The 23,377-nt window shown below is 39.6% G+C and carries 19 protein-coding genes and 1 pseudogene; 4 read left to right on the top strand and 16 right to left on the bottom strand.

What is annotated here, in order from left to right:
* Positions 1 to 51: 51 nt before the first annotated feature.
* The 10 genes and pseudogenes from JL57_RS21930 to JL57_RS35195 all read right to left on the bottom strand — a co-directional run.
* Positions 52 to 1,359, bottom strand: a complete 1,308-nt coding sequence (locus JL57_RS21930) for a GntP family permease (protein ID WP_034144063.1) — start codon at positions 1,357 to 1,359, stop codon at positions 52 to 54.
* Positions 1,360 to 1,928: 569 nt separating this feature from the next.
* On the bottom strand, positions 1,929 to 2,702 hold the full coding sequence (locus JL57_RS21925; protein WP_034144062.1) for an MBL fold metallo-hydrolase: 774 nt from the start codon (positions 2,700 to 2,702) through the stop codon (positions 1,929 to 1,931).
* Positions 2,703 to 2,799: 97 nt separating this feature from the next.
* Positions 2,800 to 4,035, bottom strand: a complete 1,236-nt coding sequence (locus JL57_RS21920; protein WP_291300405.1) for an isoform II — start codon at positions 4,033 to 4,035, stop codon at positions 2,800 to 2,802.
* Positions 4,036 to 4,245: 210 nt separating this feature from the next.
* Entirely contained in the window at positions 4,246 to 4,707 is a 462-nt protein-coding gene (locus tag JL57_RS21915; RefSeq protein ID WP_034144061.1) for an alpha/beta fold hydrolase, read from the bottom strand.
* 90 nt (positions 4,708 to 4,797) lie between these two features.
* Positions 4,798 to 5,997, bottom strand: coding sequence for a M20 family metallopeptidase (locus tag JL57_RS21910; RefSeq protein WP_034144060.1), 1,200 nt, complete (start codon positions 5,995 to 5,997; stop codon positions 4,798 to 4,800).
* Between the two features lie 538 nt (positions 5,998 to 6,535).
* Positions 6,536 to 7,921, bottom strand: coding sequence for a sigma-54-dependent Fis family transcriptional regulator (locus JL57_RS21900; protein ID WP_034144058.1), 1,386 nt, complete (start codon positions 7,919 to 7,921; stop codon positions 6,536 to 6,538).
* Between the two features lie 341 nt (positions 7,922 to 8,262).
* Positions 8,263 to 8,430, bottom strand: coding sequence for a hypothetical protein (locus tag JL57_RS35200; RefSeq protein ID WP_291300402.1), 168 nt, complete (start codon positions 8,428 to 8,430; stop codon positions 8,263 to 8,265).
* Positions 8,431 to 8,621: 191 nt separating this feature from the next.
* The gene (locus tag JL57_RS21895) at positions 8,622 to 9,761 is read right to left on the bottom strand and encodes a tetratricopeptide repeat protein (RefSeq protein ID WP_034144057.1); all 1,140 of its coding nucleotides are present in this window, start codon (positions 9,759 to 9,761) and stop codon (positions 8,622 to 8,624) included.
* 219 nt (positions 9,762 to 9,980) lie between these two features.
* Positions 9,981 to 10,202 carry a hypothetical protein gene (locus tag JL57_RS21890; protein WP_034144056.1) on the bottom strand — a complete coding sequence of 74 codons (222 nt, stop codon included), beginning with the start codon at positions 10,200 to 10,202 and terminating at the stop codon, positions 9,981 to 9,983.
* A 476-nt stretch (positions 10,203 to 10,678) separates the two neighbouring features.
* Positions 10,679 to 10,961: pseudogene (locus JL57_RS35195) on the bottom strand (CoA-transferase); the annotation flags it as partial.
* Between the two features lie 363 nt (positions 10,962 to 11,324).
* On the opposite strand from JL57_RS35195, the gene JL57_RS21885 reads away from it, so the two are divergent.
* Together JL57_RS21885 and JL57_RS21880 are read left to right on the top strand one after the other, a co-directional pair.
* A complete protein-coding gene (locus JL57_RS21885; protein ID WP_034144074.1) occupies positions 11,325 to 12,626 on the top strand; it encodes a putative DNA modification/repair radical SAM protein in 1,302 nt (433 codons plus the stop codon).
* The gene (locus tag JL57_RS21880; protein ID WP_291300401.1) at positions 12,605 to 13,435 is read left to right on the top strand and encodes a TIGR03915 family putative DNA repair protein; all 831 of its coding nucleotides are present in this window, start codon (positions 12,605 to 12,607) and stop codon (positions 13,433 to 13,435) included. The genes JL57_RS21885 and JL57_RS21880 overlap by 22 nt, the downstream gene beginning before the upstream one ends.
* Before the next feature lie 33 nt (positions 13,436 to 13,468).
* On the opposite strand, the gene JL57_RS21875 is transcribed toward JL57_RS21880, so the two are convergent.
* Entirely contained in the window at positions 13,469 to 14,362 is an 894-nt protein-coding gene (locus JL57_RS21875; RefSeq protein WP_034144055.1) for an Fpg/Nei family DNA glycosylase, read from the bottom strand.
* Between the two features lie 165 nt (positions 14,363 to 14,527).
* Between JL57_RS21875 and JL57_RS21870 the strand changes: the two genes are divergently transcribed.
* The gene (locus JL57_RS21870) at positions 14,528 to 15,520 is read left to right on the top strand and encodes an NADH:flavin oxidoreductase (RefSeq protein WP_034144054.1); all 993 of its coding nucleotides are present in this window, start codon (positions 14,528 to 14,530) and stop codon (positions 15,518 to 15,520) included.
* A 656-nt stretch (positions 15,521 to 16,176) separates the two neighbouring features.
* Here the strand turns inward: JL57_RS21870 and JL57_RS21865 are convergent.
* From JL57_RS21865 to JL57_RS21845, 5 genes are all read right to left on the bottom strand, one after another.
* Entirely contained in the window at positions 16,177 to 17,358 is a 1,182-nt protein-coding gene (locus JL57_RS21865) for a glycine C-acetyltransferase (protein WP_034144053.1), read from the bottom strand.
* Between the two features lie 16 nt (positions 17,359 to 17,374).
* Entirely contained in the window at positions 17,375 to 18,406 is a 1,032-nt protein-coding gene (gene tdh / locus JL57_RS21860) for an L-threonine 3-dehydrogenase (protein WP_034144072.1), read from the bottom strand.
* A 106-nt stretch (positions 18,407 to 18,512) separates the two neighbouring features.
* Positions 18,513 to 20,282 (bottom strand): amidohydrolase family protein, encoded by a 1,770-nt coding sequence (locus tag JL57_RS21855; protein ID WP_291300400.1) that lies wholly within the window; start codon positions 20,280 to 20,282, stop codon positions 18,513 to 18,515.
* 131 nt (positions 20,283 to 20,413) lie between these two features.
* Positions 20,414 to 21,934, bottom strand: a complete 1,521-nt coding sequence (locus tag JL57_RS21850) for an ABC transporter substrate-binding protein (protein WP_034144051.1) — start codon at positions 21,932 to 21,934, stop codon at positions 20,414 to 20,416.
* A gap of 22 nt (positions 21,935 to 21,956) precedes the next feature.
* Positions 21,957 to 22,997: an oligopeptide/dipeptide ABC transporter ATP-binding protein gene (locus tag JL57_RS21845; protein ID WP_366557071.1), complete on the bottom strand. Its 1,041-nt coding sequence runs from the start codon at positions 22,995 to 22,997 to the stop codon at positions 21,957 to 21,959.
* 72 nt (positions 22,998 to 23,069) lie between these two features.
* Here JL57_RS21845 and JL57_RS21840 point away from each other — a divergent pair, with 72 nt between their 5' ends.
* A complete protein-coding gene (locus tag JL57_RS21840; protein ID WP_034144049.1) occupies positions 23,070 to 23,375 on the top strand; it encodes an IS66 family insertion sequence element accessory protein TnpA in 306 nt (101 codons plus the stop codon).
* Positions 23,376 to 23,377 lie beyond the last annotated feature (2 nt).

The following is a 23,377-nucleotide window of genomic DNA, read 5'->3' as shown; positions in this document are numbered from 1 at the left end:
GAGTACCTGGTTTCATTGCTGTCAATGTTGCTCGTCAGCGCCCAAAGAATTTTAGTAAAAGAATATTCCGATAGCGATGGCCAAAGCTGTTGCCAGCAGAGGTATAATTACAGTCACTACACCGAGATCTTTATAGGCTTCTTTATGGGTTAAACCCATAACCATCAACAAGGTAATAACCGCTCCGGAATGGGGCAGGGAGTCTAGACCACCGGAAGCTATCGAGGCAACCCTGTGTAACGCTTCGGGGCTTATCCCAGTTTGTAGGAATGCTGGACCCATGGTTTTCATAAAGATGGTCAAGCCACCACTGGCAGAACCAGTAATACCCGCTATCACGTTAACGGCAATGGCTTCGGAAACCAAAGGATTGAATTTCATGCCCAGGGCAAATTTGATAAACGCTTGGAAAGCTGGAACGTTCTGGACTACAAAACCAAAGCCAACAATAGCTGCAGTATTGATCAGGGCCATAACACTATTTGAGCAACCATCATTAAGTGCCTTAAGAGGATTTTCAAAACGCTTCCAGTTCAGCACATAGGTCAGAATGATACCAACTGCTAGAGCGATGCTAACCCCATAGAGAGCATCCATCTTCCCTTTCAGGAGGAAGATCACCCCAATAACAACGAGTAAAGGTAAAAAAGCTACTTTCCAATCAGGCAGTTTACTGGCATCGGTCAAGGATAATTTATCCATATTGTCACGAGGACCTGGGACAAAATGTTCGCCATTAGCCTTAGCTTTTTTAGCCCGACTTTGCACATACCAGACACCTGCCCCGAAGAGGAACAGGGAACAGATAATACCCATCAAAGGAGCTGCCGTTGCTGTTGTTCCCAATACTTGAGCAGGGATGAGGTTCTGAATGGAAGGGGATCCTGGCATAGCTGTCATGGTAAAGGTTCCCGCTCCAATACCAACAGTCGCTACGATAAGTCTCTTTGGTAAATCAGCTGCCTTAAAGAGGATCAAAGCCAGAGGATAGACCGTAAAAATAACGATGAACAGGTTAACTCCACCGTAAGTAAGGATGGAGGTAGCCAAAGCTACTACTAGAATAGCTCTGGATTCACCAAACCTGTCCATTAACTTGTAGGAAATAGAGTTAGCACTTCCGCTTTCACCCATAACTTGACCAAATAATGCGCCCAGAACAAAGATTAAGAAATAGGTACCAGCAAAATACTTAAATCCGTTGACATAATCCACTGAGAGGGATTTCCAAATGTCGCCATGGTTGGTCAAAATAACGATTAGAGCACAAAGAAGAGAAGCAGGAATGATACCCCAGCCTTTATAGGCCATAAAAATAATAACTGCGATGGCAATAAGCACACCCATAACACCTAACATTACGTATCCTCCTCTAAAATCGTTGTTTTTGTCATTTCGTTCTGGTTACAGACTTGATGTACTGGCAGAAATGGGTTCTTTACTAGTGTTTTTTTCGATTCCACCTTTCTCTAAGCTTTGTTCACTAACACCTCCTTTTGTTTTCTTGTTTACATTTCTATCGCAATAACCGTGCCAAAAAAAAGACGTATGATTAAACGTCTAATCATGCGTCTTCTGGGTCTTTTAACAAACTATCTTAATCAAAAAAACTGTCTGATTACCCAACAGTTGTCCGGATTACCCGACAGTTTCTTAGCAAAATGATACTTCACAACTCAACTTTCGGTCGCGACCGAAAGTTGAGTTATGAAGTTTTCTTTATCCTATATTTCTTCCACATTCTGAACCAGGTGCCAATCATCAATAATCAGGATCCCTTTTTCCCCTTGTCCCAGCTTCTCAATACCACTCATCAAGACCTCAAAAGATCTTTTCCACTGGAATTTCTTGTTAATCTGAATAGTTTCGAAATACCAGTTGAATAATAGACAAATGCAGCCATCTAGTAAATGGCTGCAAGTCATTTCTTATATTGTTACTACTTCACCATACCTAGGGACTATCAATTCTATTTCAGGGAAACATTCTTTAAATTTTTTACTGAATTCTTTAGTATCTACCGTAGAAGAGACAGGTGGAAAAGAATCATCAAAATGGTGGAGGAGAACTGTCTTTGGCTCTAATAACTTAATATACGGCATTGTATAATCGTTCAGATCAGATCTACCCTGTAAAGGAATTAATAGCATATCCATATTCTTAGGGTACACTTGATCTTCAGGTAAGTTCAAGCTCCCTAAATGCACGACATGCTTGTCTTTAGTTTTGATCTGATAAAGTAGGGTTTGCCCACCCTCTTGGAATTTGGATGATACCTTTAACATTTTTCTAAAGTTTGCATGATAAACTAGCATACGGTAATTACAAATGGTTTTGAAAAGCATCCACTTATCAAACACTATATGTCTGCCTTTAATGACATTGATTGTAAATGGGCCAGTCTCTATACTATCACCTGGGTTTAGTATTACAATGCGGTCAGACTCTACCCCGTCCTGCTGCAATGTATTAGCAACTATCTCCGAGCAATATACAGTGGCTTGACCTTTAGCTAATATCTTTGGAACATCGATCAAATGGTCAAAGTGGCCGTGTGTAATAAAGATGTGCTTTACCTCCGCATATTCAGCAAGAGACGGCTGATATAATTTTTTGTTCAATGGAAAAAACGGATCAAAAAGGAGCTTGTCTTCTCCTTCTTGGTACATGACTGAAGCTGTCCCAAACCATTTTAGTTCCACTGTCTTATCTCCTTCCCTTCTTCATAATCCATAGCTTATCAATTAATTGGATAAAAGCACCTAAGATTCCATTAGCCAAAGAACTTAAATAGGTCCACTATTTCATTTGTATTGTTACTTCCGGGTACCTAGTGAGCTCTTGGTCGACCAAAGGTTCCTCATTACCTTTTAGGTGTTTGTTAAAAAAGGCGAGGACATAATCATTTACAATTTGGACCTGACGCTCTCCATTAATACTTCCTAATACCTCAGGAATATTCAACTTTTTTAAAGCTGGAAAAAACACGGTTAAATCGGTAAAGTCGAAATGCTTAGAATCTTTAATATCTACGATCATATAACCGGTTTGTTCAGGATGAAATCCCGCACCTATATTTTTTCGTATTGCGATATTGGTTAAGATCATAAATGGTGTAGAAATTTTATTGAAAATTACATCACCATAGGGATATCCATCCAAATTAACAAAAGCTTTGAATCTATTATCTGTTATACAAACTTGGCCTGCTGTCGCTCCCCCAAGAGAGTGACCGAATATGCCCAATTTCGCCAAATCCAGCCTTCCCTTAAAGATGTTGTCGATTTCACCTTTCTCCATTTTTTCAACCTGATCTGTCACAAAAATGGTGTCATCGCTCCACCTTTGCACATTTTTTCTGAAAACAGCCGCATTTCTCACCATATATTCGATAAAATCATTACTATTTTGATCACCATCAAATTCTTTGAATAGTTTATTTACCTCTTGTCTTGAAGTTTTAATTTGCTCCGCTTGAAAAGGTATGATACTTCCATCAGGATAAATGCTGGCACAAGTTTCATAAGTATGGGCAAGACTAAACACTATATATCCACGGCTGGCAAGTTCTTCCATGAGAATTGTGTTTTGACCCACGAAAGAAGAGTAGCCATGTGAAAAAAACAGTACCGGAAATTTTCTTTCAGCGGAAGAAAGAGGAGCATTTAAATAGCCGTGGGTTTTTATGCGATCAAAGACTTTAAATATGTTGGGAAGATTCAATGCCTTAGCAAGATATTTGCTCACCCTTTTATCAGGTACATAGTAAAGCGCCTTATTACCTTCATCAATACCTTCCGCCGGATACCACACCTGCACAGCCAGCTCTCTGTCCGCGTCTTTATCAGTGAGGAGGCCTTTTCTCGACTTGTCTGTGAAACTTAAGTGTGTAGTGCCCACCGGATACATACCACCCGGCTTAGGCAACTCCTTTATAAGGCGAGGAAAGGCTGCTAATGTATAAAGGGTAACCATTATTTGAACCATATTCGCAGATTTAGTCTGAGACATCTTTGCATATTTAGTAATTGTCATCACTACACCACTCTCTCCACGAGTTTTTGTTTGCTTTATCACTACCAGACATTTCTAATAATGCTTAAATTCGCATGTCATAAGGGCAAATCCATTGATATAGATCTATTTTCTGGCATATATGGGCATAAGCACACTTCATCAGAATAAATTTACCAGATAGCCAGTTGTACATCAATAGATCTGTTCCCTTGACATGCCGCCCCTTGGTTAACCGAAGAGCTCGGTGCGGATCTCCAGTAGATATTGCGTGAAGTCGGGCAGGTTATCGAGCTGCGCCATGTGTCCGGCATCCCTCAATGTGTACCAGCGCTTCTTTGGCGCTTCGACGCGGTCAAAATACTCTCGTGCCAGAGAATAGGGCGTCTGCCAGTCGCTATCGCCGTTGATCTGATAATAGGGGACGGCGAACTCCGTGCCGAGCTCGTCTAGCCTCCACTTGTTATATACAGGGCTTTTGCAGAAATCCAAGTACAGCTTGACGGTGTTCTTTTTACTGAATCTATGCTGCAGCACCTCACACACCGTGGTTTCCGGCGAGGTAAGCTTGATCCATAGAAACAAAAGTATGATCTTTGTAAGGTTGCGGAACTTGAACGAGCTAAAGCCGTATTTCGTGAGTGCGTAGATATAGATCTTCTGAAACTCCTCGCTGGGCTGTGCTCGAAGCAAAGCCGACGAGCTGCAGCCGTTCTCTGAGAAAGAGAAGGAAATTCTAGAAAATAGGAAAGAAGAAGATTTTTTTGACAAAATTCACATTGATTACTTATTATTTTTTAACCATTCAATAGCAGTATTAGCATAAAGAGCTGATCCGATTGATAATGAATCTTCATTGAAAGTTATTTTTGGATGATGTTGTGGAAATGGGTGTCCTTCCTCTGGAGAACCGGCTGCTATTGATAGCATTACACCGGGTACTCTCTCACTTACAAAGGCAAAGTCCTCTGAACCCGAAATTTTTGAACTGCCCATTATTTTATTAATGTCAACTAAGCATGCTTTACCAAAAAGATTTATTGTATACTCTATAATTTGATCACGAAAATTTTGATCTATAGTAACACTTGGACAGCCTTTTTCAAATTCAACTGTTGCACTGGCTCTAAATGTAGATGCTACGCCTATAGCAATTTGCTGCAAACGTGATTTTACAAATTCTCTGGATTCTTCACCGAAAGTTCTAATTGATCCAGTTAAGAAAGCTGTATCAGGAATAACATTTGATGTACTACCCCCGTGCATCTGTCCTATTGTGAGCGCCACATTATCGCTAGGAGCAATTTCTCTAGAGTTGATTTCTTGCAGAGCCAAATGAATGTGTGACAAGACATTTAATGGATCAATTGTAGTATTTGGCATCGCGCCATGCCCGCCTTTACCCTGGATAGTAATTTTGAACCAATCGGCAGCTGCGGATAAGACACCGCCTTGAGGTATGATTATTGAACCAGTCGGAACAGGGATTCCAGAAAGAACATGAATCATTATAGCAACGTCTACTTTTGGATTATCAAGCACACCTGCATCAACCATGGCTTTAGCACCAACCATAGTTTCTTCTCCAGGTTGAAACATGAGTTTTACTTGCCCTTCAAGTTCGCTTTCATGATCTTTTAACAATCGTGCTGCTCCAAGAAGCATTGCTGTATGCATATCGTGTCCACAGGCATGCATAAATTGAGATTTTGATTTAAATTGAAGTTCATTTTCTTCTACTATTGGGAGTGCATCCATATCTGCTCTTAACAAAATTGTTTTTCCGGTTTTCTCACCAGCTATTGCGACAATGCCAGATTTTGAAATTTCTTTTGGATCATATCCCATTTCTGTTAATCTGGCCATTACATATGCGGTTGTAATTGGTAGATCATTATGAATTTCAGCGTTTTCATGTATATATCTGCGGTGTGTGACAATAGTTTCTTGAAGCGCTCTGGCTTCTTCTGATAAATTTATCAAAGTCTATGCAGGTTTACATCGTAATTATTAATTTTTTCTTTTAAATTATTCATTTTAAACCTCCAAATCAAAATAGATTATTTACGAGCACCGCAGAAGACATACCAATAACCATACTTACAGGAAAAGAAAACTCGCTTATTACACTTTTCCCTGTTTTTTTAGCAAGGTAATCGAATATGATAATACTTACACCAGCAATAAAGGCAGTCACAATACCTAGAGGATTTTTAAAATGGTCAAGCCACCACTGGCAGAACCGGTTTTGTTCACTAACACCTCCTTTTGTATGCTTGTTTACAAATCTATCGCAATAACCGTGCCAAAAAAGAAGAAGCATGATTAAGTGTCTAATCATGCTTCTTCTGGGTTTTTAACAAATTATCCCATCAAGAAAACTGTCTGATTACCCAACAGTTGTCCGGATTACCCGACAGTCTATTGGCAGAGTGAACTCGTTCAACTAAAGTTGAACATCGGGATACCACTCCCACTTTGTAGAAGTGGGAGTCTCACGATTGGATGAAACTATGAAGATTTACATCGTCCTGATATCATATTTCTTTATTTTTTCGTAAAGTACACTCCTATTTATTTTTAATAACTTAGCGGCCATGCTTACATTGGCATTGGTCTGGGCCAGCACACGAATTATGGTTTCTTTTTCAGCTTTGAACCTTACAGTTTCAAGACAAATCTCATTCTCATTTCGACTTCTCTCCTTCTCCTTACGCAATAAGAAGTGTTCAAAAAGTTCAAGTGTAAGTTTGCCCTGCAAGGCTAGATTAGCTGCTCTTTCTATGGTGTTTTCCATTTCCCGGATATTGCCTGGCCAATAATAAGTCTGGAATAGTTCAATTACTTTATCGTCAATCCCAGTAATATTCAAGCCAAGTTCTTTGTTAATTTTGGAGATGAAATGTTCAACCAAAAAGGGGATATCATCAACCCGCGTCCGTAAGGGAGGAACCTCGATGCTCATAACGTTAATACGATAATAGAGATCCTCCCGGAAACTATCCTGATGAACCATATCGAGAAGATTTCGATTCGTGGTAAATATCAATCTAACATCAATATCAATAGGTTTATTACCCCCGACTCTTTCTATCTCTTTTTCCTGAATGACTCTCAGAAGCTTGGATTGAAAATACAGGGGCATCTGATTAATCTCATCAAGCAGTAATGTACCACAATTAGCTAGTTCAAATTTACCAATTTTCCCACCCTTTTTGGCTCCGGTAAAGGCTCCTTCCTCGTAGCCAAATAATTCAGATTCAAGTAAATCATTAGGAATAGCAGCACAATTGAGCCTACCAAACGAATGATGGCTCCGCGTACTGAGCTGGTGTATAGCATGGGCAACCAGTTCTTTGCCAGTGCCTGTCTCTCCGGTTATCAGGACAGTCGACTTGGTCTGGGCTACTTTTTTTATTAATTCCTTCATCTTGATAAGGTTAGGAGAGTTGCCAATAATTTGATCCAGTGAGTATTTTGCCCCTCTTAATTTGTTCAATTCACTCTTATATTGATTTAATTCCTGGCTTAAATGGCCGATTTTCTGAATTGTAGCAACAGTACTCATTTCATCTAGCATTGAGAGAGAACCAAATGCTGCTACTCCAATTATCTTACCATTTTTTCTGACCGGTATCCTGTTAACCAGTACCGACTCACCATTCTTAAGCTTAAATAAGGAACCCATTTCTTCCCGTCCTGTCCTAGCTACAATATGCATCCGTGTACCAGGGATTACATCTATAACATCTTTTCCGATGACTTCATGACGATCTACCTGCAAGATATCCGCATATCTGTCATTTAAAAAGATAATCTTGCCGTCTAAATCTGTTACCACGAAACCCTGCATAGACTCTAAAACACAATTAATAATGTCCTTGTTCTCTTCACGGATATCTGGCATTAACTGTTCACTCCTTTTAGAGTCTTTGGTATAAATTTTAACATACTATTCTGAATTTTACACTGCTGCTAACAGAACTGAAAATACTTAATTTGCGACAAATGCAAAGTATAATTCGTGCTTAATGATACACCTGTCATCCAAAGATTCACTATGATCAGTACCCCCACGATAAATCGCACCATTAAATCTACAGACCCCTCCTCCGTTCCCAAACGAAGCTCCGTTAACCTCCGCACAGTCCAAGATGGTTGGTCATGAACAAATGACTATAGTTAAACAAGGTGCTCCTCGTCAACACGCGAAACACCTTGTTCATATGTATTGGCGGCAAGAGTGAGTTAAACCTTAACCGTCTTCTTCATCACAAACCCCGGCAACGACTCCTTCATCTTCCAAACAATACTGATCGTCGCCGAGCCATAATGACTTTGAAAATCAGCACATCCGATACAGGTAAAGGGCGAGGCAAAGGTTGCCTCCTTCTTATACTCTCTCACAAAAAACAACCCATTACCACCACTTGATGACAATCTCCTCTATTTCCGATCCAAATGTGTCACAGAACAACTCTATTGGAAAATGCATTACGCAATAAATTGTCCTGTTGGTCATTATTTTGGCAACTGCAAGGGATCTGCCCTATTGGAATGTGCCCTGCCGAAGGGAATACTGTGAAAGTACTTCCCTGCCTAGTCAATTACTTTTTACTAGCTTTCTTATGTTTTGATTTTTTAGTTGGTTTCTTTTTCTTAGAATGTACAACAACCTTATTTAATCTGACAGACCGTTTTTTAGTAAGCAATTTTTCGTTCCATTTACCCATATACATTTCAGCTAACGGATATAGGCTTGTGATATCCTCAGTATCCAGATCTAAAACAATCTCACTAATTTCTGATATCTGGCTTGAATTAAAAGCTCCCCCACTATAGGCTTCGATCTCTTCCCTTAATGGCAACCATTCTGCTAATTGCTCATTATTCTCAATCTCCTCTATTAACATGATCAGTGTTTCCGCAAGCATGTCCCGCATATCCGCGGGATCAAGATAGGGATAAGTATGTGCTGTCATCAAGGTTAACCGTAAATGAACAATGCCTGCCTCTCTATCCCCATTGTCCAATAAAATATGCCCTAACGAATAATGCGATTCCATTTGCTTCGAATCATGCCGAATAGCCTGCTCATAAGCTACTGCTGCCAAGTCCGATCGTCCAGCCCTGAAATATGAGTTTCCTAACCTATTCCAAATCAAGGCATTGATGGGGTTCTGACTTAACTTATTTAAATAGTGCTCTTCATAATCCGTCAACCAAGTGTAATAGTATCCATCTTCTGAAACCATTTTGCCATAAATAACTTTGCTCTGATTCAAAGCTTCTAGTTTAAAGGATGCTGCAAGGAAACTGGACATTATTTCTACTTTGAGCTCACGTAGAGTGTGGCTGGGTATTTTCCACGGACCTCCTGAGTTACAATGATTACAACGAAAATATCCTCCGAATTGCATATCTAAAGGATCAGAAAACTCTTTTTCACCTGTATCTTGTGTTGAGTTCAGCTTTTTCTTAGATCGATCCTTAATATCATAAGCTATCCTGCCAACATCGTAATAATCAATGTGACCACATTGGGTGCATTTTAATTTGTATTTGCATTCTTGATCGTTAAGATCTTCTGAATAATCCTCTGACGTTAGCATATATTTAGCGATTCCTTGGGCATACTTCCCTGGTAGTAATTCTATTCCAGGATTAGATTCTACCTCGGAAAACTCCTTACCAGTGATAATGCTAATCAATTTTGGATTAATTCCTAATTTTTGTTGAGTTGTCACAGTATCTTTCCCTTCTCACTTACTTTTGTTCATTCACCTTACTTGATTCTGTATCGTTTAGTTCCCCTGCCAACATACACATGTAGATTTGCTCATAATTATTACAAAAGTTGAATACTATGCAGAACACAAGGGGACGTTTTTCATGTGTCACTATGCCCTTTTGACGATGTTAAAGCTCACGCCGGTTAAACGTGATATTTGCCTGATGCTCAATCCCTAGATAAGTTTGAGCTGACGAACTAAGTCGTTCCGATCTGCCTTGGTCATTTCCATCAGTGTCCCCTTTGGCATTTTGCAGTACTTTTTTATAAGCTGAAGCGCCTTGGTATCGCTCAAAGCTTTTACTTCAATGTCTTCCAGGCAGATATCATCAGTTGCTGCTGTGATGTACTCCAAAGGGCAATTATGGCCTGGTCCTTTTGTTCGGAAATCAGGCAATATCCCAGGACTGCTATTGAACTATCCTCGGTAATTCGTGTCAGAGTTTCCAAATATCGCTGACGATCCTCATCATCATGAAAGAGTACTCCACGGTTAATCTCGCTCCATCAAATGCTAGATACCAGTTTTGCATACTTGTCTGGCATGACGCGGCATGATTTCCCTCCTTTTCATTTACCCTGATTATACCATTTTGAGAAAAGAGTTCTTACTAATTTTAAAATTTTTGGTTAAAATATTTGTAGGAGGTGTTAATTCATGGAAGTATGTGCAAAAGATAAATCAGATGCTCTTCATGCATTGGTCCTTTTCTGGTAGTCTGTAGGGTGATGTAAATTTCGTCTCCTCTTTGTACTCCCTGACAAAGAACAACACATTCCCTCCACTGGTTAATTGGTTGATATCCCTCTGCCCGGTTATAGATTCCTCCGTCGTTCGGCTCTGGGACTGCCAGTGAAACAACTCCTCATTAATAGATTAGCGCGAACAGGGAGTTCCAGAAGATATTCTGTACCATTGACTACAAGCTTCTGCTTGCCTTCCTCCACAATCGTTCCAATCCCAGTTGGAGTCAAAATTCCCTAAACCCGCGCCTGCTGCCCGAATCTGCTCGACTAACGTTCCTTGGGGTACCAACTTTACTTCAAGCTCATCGGCTGACATTTGCCTTCCGGTTTCTTTGTTCGTGCCTATGTGGGTTGCAATGAGCTTACTAACGCCATTCTCAATCTTGCTGATAGCTTCTTCAAGACGTATTACTTTTGTCTTTTTGTCAATTTCAACCTTCCTTAGAGTGAAATGGGGGAACTATGGTAACTTAATCACATTCCCCCATCCTTGTCTATATGTATTTGATGCAATTACTATGCCAACAAAATATGGATTTATCTATACGGTACGATAATCATCCTGGATTTCTAGACAAATGCCAGTATATATCGAAGATGAGCATCATGTATTCGTTCAGGCGGCTTTAAACCCGGGCTAGAGTTAGAAAGTCAAAACGAATGGCTGAAACCTCGATCACACCCCTTACAAACGTTTGGCTTTTTTCTCTTTGACAAGAACATATGTTTCGTATTATAGTATTTAATAGTTGCGAAGTTAGGGGTGTTGAACATTGATATTTATGATAAATTGACGATCTTGTCAGACTCAGCTAAATATGATGTGGCCTGCACCTCCAGCGGTGTAAATCGAAGTGGCAAGCAAGGGACTATAGGTAGCGCTGCAAAAGCTGGGATATGTCATAGCTTTTCGGCAGATGGGCGTTGCATATCTTTACTAAAAGTGCTCATGACTAATATCTGCGTCTTTGATTGCAAATACTGTGTCAATCGTGTATCAAACGATATCGTAAGAGTGGGGTTTACGCCTGTAGAACTTGCAGAACTTACGATCAACTTCTATCGACGTAACTACATAGAGGGTTTATTCCTTAGTTCTGGGGTGATTAAAAATCCAAACAATACTATTGAGCAAATGATTAAGGCTCTTGAGTTATTGCGTAACGCATACCACTTTGGCGGTTACATTCATGTCAAGGCCATACCTGGAGCAGATAGTGAGCTCATTACTCGCTTGGGTCTTTTGGCCGACCGGATGAGCATAAACATTGAGCTGCCTTCTCAGGAGAGTCTAAAGCTCTTAGCCCCGGACAAGACGAAGGAGTCCATTCTGCGTCCGATGGGACTGATTAGTACTAAGATCCAGGAAAACAGTACTGACCTTGTAAAATTTCGTCATGCTTCTAAATTTGTGCCGGCCGGTCAAAGCACACAGCTTATTGTGGGAGCGACGCCTGACACAGACCATAAGATATTAACCCTAACCGAAGGGCTTTATAAAAAATACCATCTTAAAAGGGTCTTTTTCTCTGCCTATATGCCGGTGGCTGAACATTCACTGCTGCCTTCTGTAGATATCAAACCACCTCTCATGCGTGAGCATCGGCTTTATCAGGCCGACTGGCTTTTACGGTTTTACGGCTTTGAAGCAAAAGAACTGCTTAATGAACAAAATCCCAATTTTAATTTACAGGTTGATCCCAAATGCAATTGGGCACTCAACCATTTAGAGAAGTTTCCTCTTGAGATTAATAAAGCGCCCTATGAGATGCTTTTACGAGTGCCCGGAATCGGCGTGACCAGTGCCATGCGTATTCTTACAGCTAGGAGAAGCAGCCCGATTGATTTTTCTGGACTTAAAAAGATGGGTATTGTCCTGAAACGCGCGCAGTATTTTATTACCTGTAAGGGAAAAATCATGGAAGGTTTAAAAATAACGTCAGATGAAGCAATTAGAGCGCTTATGTCCGATCAGTTTAAGCTTACGTCTCATTATCCAGAACAGCTGTCACTTTTTAGGGAGCCTTTCATTAGGAGCGAGGATGTGCAGCAATGCCTGACAGGACAGATCTAATCTACGCTTATGATGGTAGCTTTGTAGGACTAATGTGTTGCGTTTTTGAAAGCTACGAGCAAAAGGAGATCCCTAGCGTCATCCGCCCCCCGGGTGTACAGCAGGGCCTTTTTGATACAGCGAAATGGATTGAGACGGACGAACATAAGGCGGAAAGAGTTTTTAACTCAATTCCTTTGAAGATTTCGTCCCAAGCACAGGAGTTGGTTAAGCTCGGTTTTTTAACGTGTGCTCCGCACAAAGAATTATTAATCTATCATTTCCTGCGTTTGGGGTTTAAGTATGGGAGCAAGGTTATGACGATGCTCACGGATGATACGGTTTGTTCCCTCCAAAAAGCAGTACGCCACTTAACCTCAGAAAGCCATAAGTTTAAAGGATTTGTCCGGTTTTCCGTTTATGGCGAGGTGCTTGTGGCGGTGATAGAACCCAAAAACTTTGTGTTGCCCCTTCTATCACTGCATTTTAGCGACCGATTCCGTAACGAATCGTTTATGATTTATGATAAAACTCACAGTATGGCCTTAATTTATCGGTCACAAAAAGCTGAGTTGATGTTTGTCGACGAGTTAACGTTGCCAGAAGTTAATGGTACTGAAGTTGAGTACCGTCGTTTATGGAAGCAATTCTATAAAACGATTGCCATTGAAGGTAGAAATAATCCACGGTGTCGCATGACTTTGATGCCGAAACGGTATTGGGGGCAAATGACCGAATTTCAATGGCATGTGGCGGAAACTGCCACTGAACTACCACCAACTTCGGTAGGTTCTTTAGATTCCCCGTTCAAATATCCAACTCGCAAGTGAGACGATCCTGTCAAGCTAAAGGTATTCGTCATATTATTGTTGACAGAGCGAGCAAAAAAACGCATTCCGACCCCCAACCTCGGACTTTTCGATAACATTTTGACAAACTGAACATGGTTTACCAGACCGGTCATACACCTTAAAATACGAATTATATCCACCGGTAAAATCGTCCCAAGGAGCGAACGGTTCCTCCATATCTCCGCCAAGGCGAATAGAATCCCGAAGAATATTTATCAAGGAATCGTACAACTTAACCCTGTCAGCAATACTTATTGTCGAAATCAAACGGTTGGGCAAAATACCCGCCCCAAACAATGCTTCATTAGAATAAGCATTGCCTACTCCAGCGATATTTTTGGGATTCATTAGCCAGGGTTTGATCATTCCTTTTTTCCCTTTGAGTAATCGAATAAATTCTTGGGCATCAAAGTTAGGATCTAATGGATCGTTTCCCAATACTCCTAACTTAGTCTCAAGTTCATCCTTCCTCAGGTAGTGCAAATAGCCCAGAGTAAGACGACAAAAGAAGAGCACTGAATCGTCAGATAGTCCAAAAATGACACTTGGTTTTTCAGGTAGTTCCTTTATTCTTTGACGCAAATTCTCTGCCTCACTATTTACAACCTCAGACATTACTTCCTTAATCGATTGGTCTTTTTTCGTGTCCTTTAATGGCAATAAAAATAGCCTGCCATCCAGCATCATGTGAGTCAAGAGAAAGTGGCCGTCGTCAAGATGAAAAATAATGTATTTGCCCCTGCGGGTAATGTCTTTAATCCGTTTACCGATGACGATCCTGCAAAAATCCGTACTTTCCAGATTAACACTTTTGACCCGTAAGACATTAACCTCACTAATCCGTTTATCCTTAACCCATTTGTTTAAATAGTCCTTGTATATCTCCATCTCAGGAATTTCAGGCATAATTTACCTCCATCACTTCTCACTTCACTTGGCTTCTATAATTCCACTTACGGCCGGAATAAATGTATGGTCCCTGCGATTTTTTTGTCATTGCTGGCTCCCCTTCTTGCCAAAGCATTTCAACAGCTATAAAATATAGCTGTATTATACAAGGAGGTTTGATTTATGTTCTATTTACTTAAACCAGTACAAGCAGGCCCGTTAACACTAACTAACCGTTTGGTAATGCCACCGATGGCTACCGCGAAAGCAGATCCTGATGGGAAAGTAAACCAGTCAATTCTAGACTACTATGCAGAAAAATCCGAAGGCGGCTACCTTTCGCTTATCATAATAGAACACAGTTATATCCAGTTAGATGGTAAAGCAAGTGACCTGCAGCTTTCCGTTTCTGACGATAGCGTGGTTGAGGGCCTAAAGAAATTGGCGGAGGTCATTCATCATAATGGCTCTAAAGCCGTGATGCAAATAAACCACGCCGGAAGCAACACAACTCCAGAAATTACCGGGACTACTCCTGTAGCTCCTTCAGCAGTCTCTCACCCACGTAGAGGGAGTATGCCGAATGAACTTACCCTCGAGGAAATTGCGAATATCATCAGGTCCTTTCAATCTGCAGCTCGACGTACTAAAGAGGCTGGTTTTGATGGCGTGGAAATCCATTCCGCCCATGGTTACCTTCTCAATCAATTTTTCTCTCCGCTAACCAACAAACGTACCGATGAATACGGTGGAAATGTCCATAATCGTGTTCGCCTCCACCTGCAAGTCATAGAAGCGATACGCGCCGCTGTCGGTGATGATTTCCCCATTCTTTTACGATTAGGTGCGTCAGATTTTAGAGAAGGGGGAATTACTATCGAGGATAGTCAAGTTGCCGCCCAAAAATTTGAAAACGCCGGTGTTAACATTCTTGACATTTCTGGCGGTTTCACAGGATATATCGCACCTGACCTTAGCGGACAAGGTTATTTTGCACCGCTCAGCGAGGCCATCAAAAAAGTGATGTCCATTCCAGTGATTCTCACTGGTGGAATTACCGAAGTGCAAGCAGCTGAACAATTGCTAGCAGACGGGAAAGCAGACCTAATTGGTGTAGGAAGAGCGATCCTTAATAATTCCAAATGGGCAGAGCGAGCTATCAATAGCCTGCGTTAATAAGTTAAATTTACCCCACTGCCTTTGATTAACAGCCCCTATAACTATGGGAAACGCTATTACCGCCAAATTAGTTCCACAACGTTCACTAACTTGACTAGCCTCCCATACCGCACTAAGTGAAAGATCGACCTGTCAAAACCACGAGCAACTTGCCCAAGAATTTTTAGAAGCGTCGGATCATCTGATATCAAGAACCGATGATGAGGAAGAGAAAGGAACTCTAATCTGCGATAAGGCAGATTTCATCGCCCAAAAGGGAAATATGGAAACCGCAGAGGCTGAATACACGCACCTCTTCGGCTCTATGCCGAAATTTTATTTTACTCGCTACCGCTATGCTTTAATGCTAAGTGGCCATGAGGTTGGGTTACATCGGCTCGCAAAAACGGATTGCAAAAAATGGATCTGTATAAGAAACCTTATCGGTTAACGAATAGTCCTCTACTTACAGCCGTGTTCCTTACTTTCAATACAGCCATCTGCATTTTCTATTTCGACAGTGATTTTCATCTTCATACTCAGCGTACCTCCGTCAAGATATCTTTCTGAGTACTATCATAATTCTATTTAGGCAGGTTGTTCTGTAGGTATCATCCATTGAATTAATGTTAATAAATGGGCCGTTTAACCGCACAGGTCGAATTAATTCATGATTAGAGTTCCATTTCTTCTTTTACTTGCTTGAAACAAGTAACCGCAAAGTCCAAATCGTCTTTACTGTGGCCAGCCGAGACCTGGAGTCTAATTCTTGCCTTTCCCTGAGGAACGACAGGATATGAAAAGGCGATTACATAAACTCCCTTTTCCAGCATCCGTCGAGCAAATTCCGATGCTACTTTAGCATCGTACAGCATGATAGGCACAATAGGATGAGTGCCTGGCAGCACATCTAAACCAGTCTTGGTAATTTGTTCCCTAAAATAAAGTGTATTTTCATGCACTTTATCTCGATATACAGTAGAAACGTTTAACATATCCAGTGTTTTGATGGATGCCGCAGCAATGGAAGGTGCCAGAGTATTGGAAAAAAGATACGGCCGGCTTCTCTGCCGAAGAAGCTGGATTATTTCCTTTTTACCACTGGTATATCCTCCGGACGCACCACCCAACGCTTTACCCAAGGTGCCAGTAATAATATCCACACGGTCCATCACCCCGCAATACTCGTGAGAACCCCGTCCCTTTTCTCCCATAAATCCAACAGCATGGCTATCATCAACCATAACCAGCGCATCATATTCCTCAGCTAAATCACAAATACCTGATAAATTAGCAATATATCCATCCATAGAGAAAACGCCATCTGTCGCTATCAGTTTAATTCTGGCATTACCCGCCATGATTAGCTTGGCCCTTAAATCAGCCATGTCATTATTCTTATATCTCAAACGCTTTGCTTTGGATAAACGAACTCCATCGATAATGCTAGCATGGTTAAGTTCGTCGCTGATAACAGCATCGTCTGCTCCTAACAAAGTTTCAAATAAGCCCCCGTTGGCATCGAAACAAGAGGAATATAAAATGGTGTCCTCCATCCCCAAAAAATCACTGACCATTCTCTCTAATTTTTTATGCACTTCTTGAGTACCGCAAATAAAACGAACAGAAGAAAGACCGAAACCCCACTTATCTAAGCCCTCTTTTGCCGCAGCAATTAAGTCCGGATTGTTAGATAATCCCAAATAATTGTTAGCACACATATTAAGTACCTGTTTTTTGTCTTGAGTATCTATTCTGCTACTTTGTGGTGAGGTAATTATCCTTTCTTCCTTGTAAGTACCTGCTTCTTGAATAGTTTCAATTTCTTGCTTTATATATTTAACAGCCGTTTTCATGATTTCCCTCCAGCAACTAGATTTTTGACCAATCCAAAACAACCTTGCCTGACATCCCAGAATTCATGGCTTCAAATCCTTTTTCATAATCTCGAAAATCAAATCTATGGGTAATAATACCGGAAATATCCAAACCGCTTTGCAACATAGTCGTCATTTTGTACCAGGTCTCAAACATTTCACGACCATAAATTCCTTTAATAGTTAAACAGCCAAAAACAACCGTATCCCAATCGATGATAGTGTTTGGTTGCTGAATCCCTAGCATGGCAATCTTTCCTCCATGATACATACTCTTTACCATGTCCGCAAAAGCCTGGGGATTTCCAGACATTTCTAACCCTACGTCAAACCCTTCCTTCATCCCCAATTGCTGCATAACCTCTGATATGGTTACGTCTTTCGTATTTACCACCATAGTAGCACCCATTTTTTTTGCTAATTGCAACCGATATTCATTAATATCGCACACGACTACGTGGCGGGCACCAACATGCTTACAAATAGCTGCCGCCATAATCCCAATGGGACCAGCACCCGTGATCAAAACATCTTCCCCTATTAAGTCAAAGGATAGGGCCGTATGCACCGCATTTCCCAGTGGGTCAAAACACGAGAGTATATCATCCTCAATATCTGGACTACACCGCCAAACATTTGTGGCAGGTATTGCTAAATATTCTGCGAAGGCACCATCGCGGTTAACTCCCACACCTTTTGTATCTTTGCACAAATGCCTTTTACCCGCCAGGCAATTACGGCAGGCTCCGCAAACCAAATGACCTTCACCGGATACTCGCTCCCCAATCTTTAAGCCCAGGACATTATCCCCAACATCTGCAATTTTCCCCACAAATTCATGTCCAATAGTTATTGGTACAGGTATGGTCTTTTGGGACCAAGAATCCCAATTATATATGTGAACATCAGTACCGCAAATGGACGTCTTTTTTATTTTCACTAAAACATCGTTACGTCCGATTTGTGGAACAGGGACCTTTTCCAACCATAATCCTTTTTCAGCTTTGCTCTTGACCAAGGCAAACATTTCTTTATTATTCAAACTCTTCGCTCCCTTTCGTTCATTTACAATAGGCAATAGAACCATTACGTTCTTTTCTCAGCGTTCAAATCTAAATAAGTAAAATTTCCATTTACACAAAATTATTTACATTCCCTTTTTTCCTGATCACTTTTCCTGCTAATTTACCGGTATGTTTACCTTTGTCAATTACTACTTTACCATTTACTAAAACATATTCTATTCCTTCAGGAAATACTCTTGACTCTATGTAGTTTTCATTTGTCTCTAAATTTTCCATATCTATAACAAGAATATCAGCTTTATAACCTTCCATAATAAGCCCTCGATCAGTAAATCCCAGAACTTCAGCAGCTTTCCCTGTTGCTTTTCTAATAGTATCCTCAATTCTTTCCATTCCCAGTTCTTTTATGTATTTTATCATTGCACAGTAAGTGTTTGGAGCTGGAAAAAATCCAGAATTTTCATCAGCCGAATTCCATGTGCCTTTAATATCAAAAGCAAAAGTATCTGTGCAAAGGGTTGCTTGAGGATGTCTAAGAAATTCTTTGACAATTTCCATATTCATATTTTGTGTTATTGCATATATTTTTGCTTGAGGATCTTCAATTAACAAATCAAATATCATTTCCACCGATGACTTTTTATTTATTTTAGCTATTTCACTCATTGTTTTGTTTATATAATTTTTATTAGTTGATTCAATAATTGTTACAAACTCGTCCCAATCTGGTAAAACAACAGGATTTATGTGATAATATTTTCCAGAATTAATTATATCTATCAATTGCTCTCTGTAATCCAATGCCTTTAAGTTATTGATAAATTGATTTAATGAACCAGATTGTTTTATCCAGGGTGAAAAAACAGCTGATAAATTTGGAACTATAATAATTCCACCTACAATATTAGGTATTACATCAAAGGCAACTTTTACCCCGTCTTTTAAATATTCGTCTATCACTTGCAATGTGGCTTTTGCAGCTGATTTCATCATAAAATCATTCTTAGATGGAAATACTTCAAAGCCTGAAGTCAAATGAGATAATTGTACTTGTATATCCAGCTGCTTACCTATTTCTAAAGTTTCAATAATGCCATCAATTTTCTTTTGTTTTTTAGGTGTACCAACTCTTAATCCTGTTTTTCTCCAATGTGCTGCATATATACCCTCATATTTCTTAAGTTCTTTTGATACTTCGAGAAGTTCTTCAAAGCTGGAATAAGCACCTGGTACATAATCAAGCCCTACAGACATCCCATATGCGCCGGATTCCATAGCCTCTTTTATATATTCTTTCATTTTTTCTATTTCTTCATCTGTTGCAAATCGTTTGTAATCTTTCCCCATTACTTGTGCTCTAATTTGTCCATGTCCAACTAATGGTACATAGTTTGCTGATATCCCTTTTTCTTCAACTTTATTTAGAAAGTCACCAAAAGTTTTCCAATCAACATCTAAATTATATGCTTCTTTTAATTTATCTTTTATATTTTCTAATAGGAACATATCCCCTGCAGAATATACATAAGGCTCTATTTCGTCCAAAATATCTATTTCGTAATATTTAAATGGCCAATATTTATCAATCGGAGCGGGCGAAATTCCACACTGTCCACCAACTATTGTAGTTATGCCCTGCATGATTTTACTTTCCATTTTGGGATATATTAATAATGTTTCATCTCCATGTGAATGCATATCAATAAATCCCGGAGTTATTGATTTACCATTTGCATTTATTACTTTTTCAGCTTGATCTCCATTTAAATCTCCAATTTTTTCTATTATGCCGTCTTTTATACCTATATCTGATATGTAAAAGTCTTTTCCGGCACCATCAATAATTTCCCCACTCTTGATAATAATGTCAAACATCATTTGCCTCCTAACCAATATTACCATATCTATGGACCCGCAAGAAAAGCTTTTGTTATAGTAAAAATAAAAAGTTACTAAATAATTTTGCGCAGAAAAAGCCTTAAAAATACGGCTTTTTCTGCGCAATTGATTTATTTTTCCCAGCTCATTTCCGCTACTTTAAGGTATCCGGATGCATCTATATATCCAACCTTCAAATCTTTTCTGCTAAAATATATTCCCATTTTGTGAAATAATGGTACTAGGGGAGCATCGTCATTTACTATTTGTACTAATTTTTCATATTTTGCAAGTCTTTCATTTTTATCAGTAAGTTTTTTACCTTGACTGAATAGTTCATCTACTTTTGGATTACTATATCTTTCCCAATTGTATCCACCTTTAGTTTTAAGTACTAAATCCCAGCTATCTGCATCCTGTATTAATGTAATCCCCATATTACCCATCTCATAATTACCGGACATCATATCTTTATTAAATGCATTTTGCTCGCACATTTCTATGCTAGTAGTTACTCCTATTTTGCTTAAGTTTTCCTGTATTACTTCCGCACCCTTTTTAAGTGGTCCATCCATTGTTTTAAATGATATCTTAAAACCATTGGGATATCCTGCTTGAGCTAAAAGCTCTTTAGCTTTTTCAGGGTTATACTCATATCCCTTGATATTTTCCGAGTATCCAAAGGTAAGTTTATTTAATATACTTTGGGCATTTTTTCCCATTCCTTCCAGCACTATTTGAATAAGGGCATCCTTATCAATAGCATAGTTAATTGCTTGTCTTACCAACTTATTGTCAAATGGTTTTACAGTGTTGTTCAATATAACAAAAGTTAAATGTATCGCATCAAATTCATGCGTAGCAAGAGCTTTGTTGGCTTTAATGCCTTGTATTGATATCGCTGGTACTCCAAAAGCAAAATCTATTTCTCCTGATTCCAATGCTATTTGAGTAGTATTTGAGTCGGTTATTACTTTAAACTCCACATTTTTAATTGGCGCAGGACCATTAAAATAGCCGTCATACCTTTCCAATACAACTCTTTGTCCTGAATCATGTTTTACAAATTTATATGCCCCTGTTCCTACCGGGTTTTGACCATAGTTATTTCCTGCTCCTGTTACTGCTTTTTCATTTAGCATATAAATTCGAGTAAGAACTAGTAAAAATGGGGAGTAAGCATATTTAAGATTAAATTTAACTGTATAATCGTCGAGCGCTGCTGCATCTTTTATTGGATCCATTATACTTGCCAAGTAGGGTGATTTCATAGCGGCATTAACTGTAAAAACTACATCGCTTGCTTTGAATTCTTCTCCATTTTGGAATTTGACACCTTTTTTCAACTTGAAAGTATATGATACTCCATCATCAGCTACAGTCCAGTTTTCTGCCAGAGAAGGTACAAAACCCCCTGATTTATCATTATTAACTAGAGAATCATATATATTCTTAAAGATCATATTATCAACTATTGTTGACGTATGAAGTGGGTCCAAGGATCCCATGTCAGCATTAATTGCCAGAACTATTAAGTCTTTTACCGGTTTATCCGGTTGTGTTTTAGCTGTCGTTCCTGTTCCACCGCACCCTGATACCATTGTTACAAGCAGTGCGAGTACTAATAAATAAGCAAGCATTTTACCTTTCACTTTTTATCCACTCCTTTTTTTACTAAGTAATTATTTCTCCAGCACGTTTACATGCAACATAATGATTTGTTGATATTTCTTTAAGTTCTATATCTGTTCCCATACATCTTTCTCTTGCCAGCGTACATCTTTGCGCAAACCTACATCCTCTCGCAGGATTTATCGGGCTTGTTACTTCACCCTTTAATATTTCACGTTTTTTATTCCTATATCTTAGATCTGCCACCGGTATTGCACTTAATAGTGCTTTTGTATATGGATGTAACGGATTATTGAATAATTCATCACCAGAAGCTCTTTCTATACACTGGCCAAGATACATTACGGCTATTTCATCCGATATATGCTTTACCACTGATAAATTATGTGTAATGAACATATATGTCAGGCCCATTTCATCTTGCAGATCCATCATCAAGTTGAGTATTTGCGCTTGTATTGAAACGTCTAATGCTGATACAGGTTCGTCGCACACAATAAATTTTGGCTCTAAGGCTAATGCTCTTGCTATACCTATTCGTTGTCTCCTACCCCCGTCAAGTTCATGAGGATATGTGTTTATTAATCTTTCTGAAAGTTCTACTGTTTCCATTAGCTTAAATACCTTTTGGTTCATGTCTTTATTGTTTTTGAATACTTTATTCACTATCAAAGGTTCTGCAATTATTTCGCTTACTGTCATTCGTGGGTTTAAGGAGGTATAAGGATCTTGAAATATAATTTGCATTTCCTTTCGCAAATTCATCATTTCCCTTTTATTGCAGGTTAATATGTTTTTCCCATTATACAGAACTTCTCCTTCTGTTGCTTCCAATAGTCTTAATACTGTTCTTCCCAGCGTTGACTTTCCACATCCTGATTCCCCAACTACTCCAAGCGTTTTTCCTTTGTTTATGGATATATTTACTCCATCCACTGCATGTAAATTTCCAGTCGATGTTTTAAAATACTTTTTAAGGTTTTTTGTTTGTAATAAAGGCTGCGTCACCTTTTCATCTCCTGACTTTTTTCTCTTAAAAGAGATGGCATTTAATTTTATGTCCATTATTATCGTAATTGTCAAAAACTCTGCACATAGCAATAGCCATTTAGAACTGGGATAATTACCTCAAGACTAATTGAGGAGGAATTATCCATGACACATGACGAGCAGTCTAGGATCAGACGCCAGCAGGTAAACGCTTACCGTGCTTCCGGACAAACGGCTGCTGCATGGTGCTCAGAAAACAACCTAAGCACCAATACACTCCGATACTGGATGACTAAGTGCAACCGCGAAGACAAAGCTGACCTTAAACAAGAAACCTTTATTGAGTTGAAGCAAACATCCGTCAAAGAAGTTCCGATCATTGTTAAGATCGGGCCGGTTTCCATCGAGCTGTATTCGGGCTTTCAAGCGGAGACTCTTCGTGAGGTCATTGCTGCTATTCGTCCCTTATGAGC

It is taken from the genome of Desulfosporosinus sp. BICA1-9 (assembly GCF_000802135.1).
The sequence above is the reverse complement of the archived record's forward strand: the minus strand, read 5'-3'. Positions and strand labels throughout refer to the sequence as shown.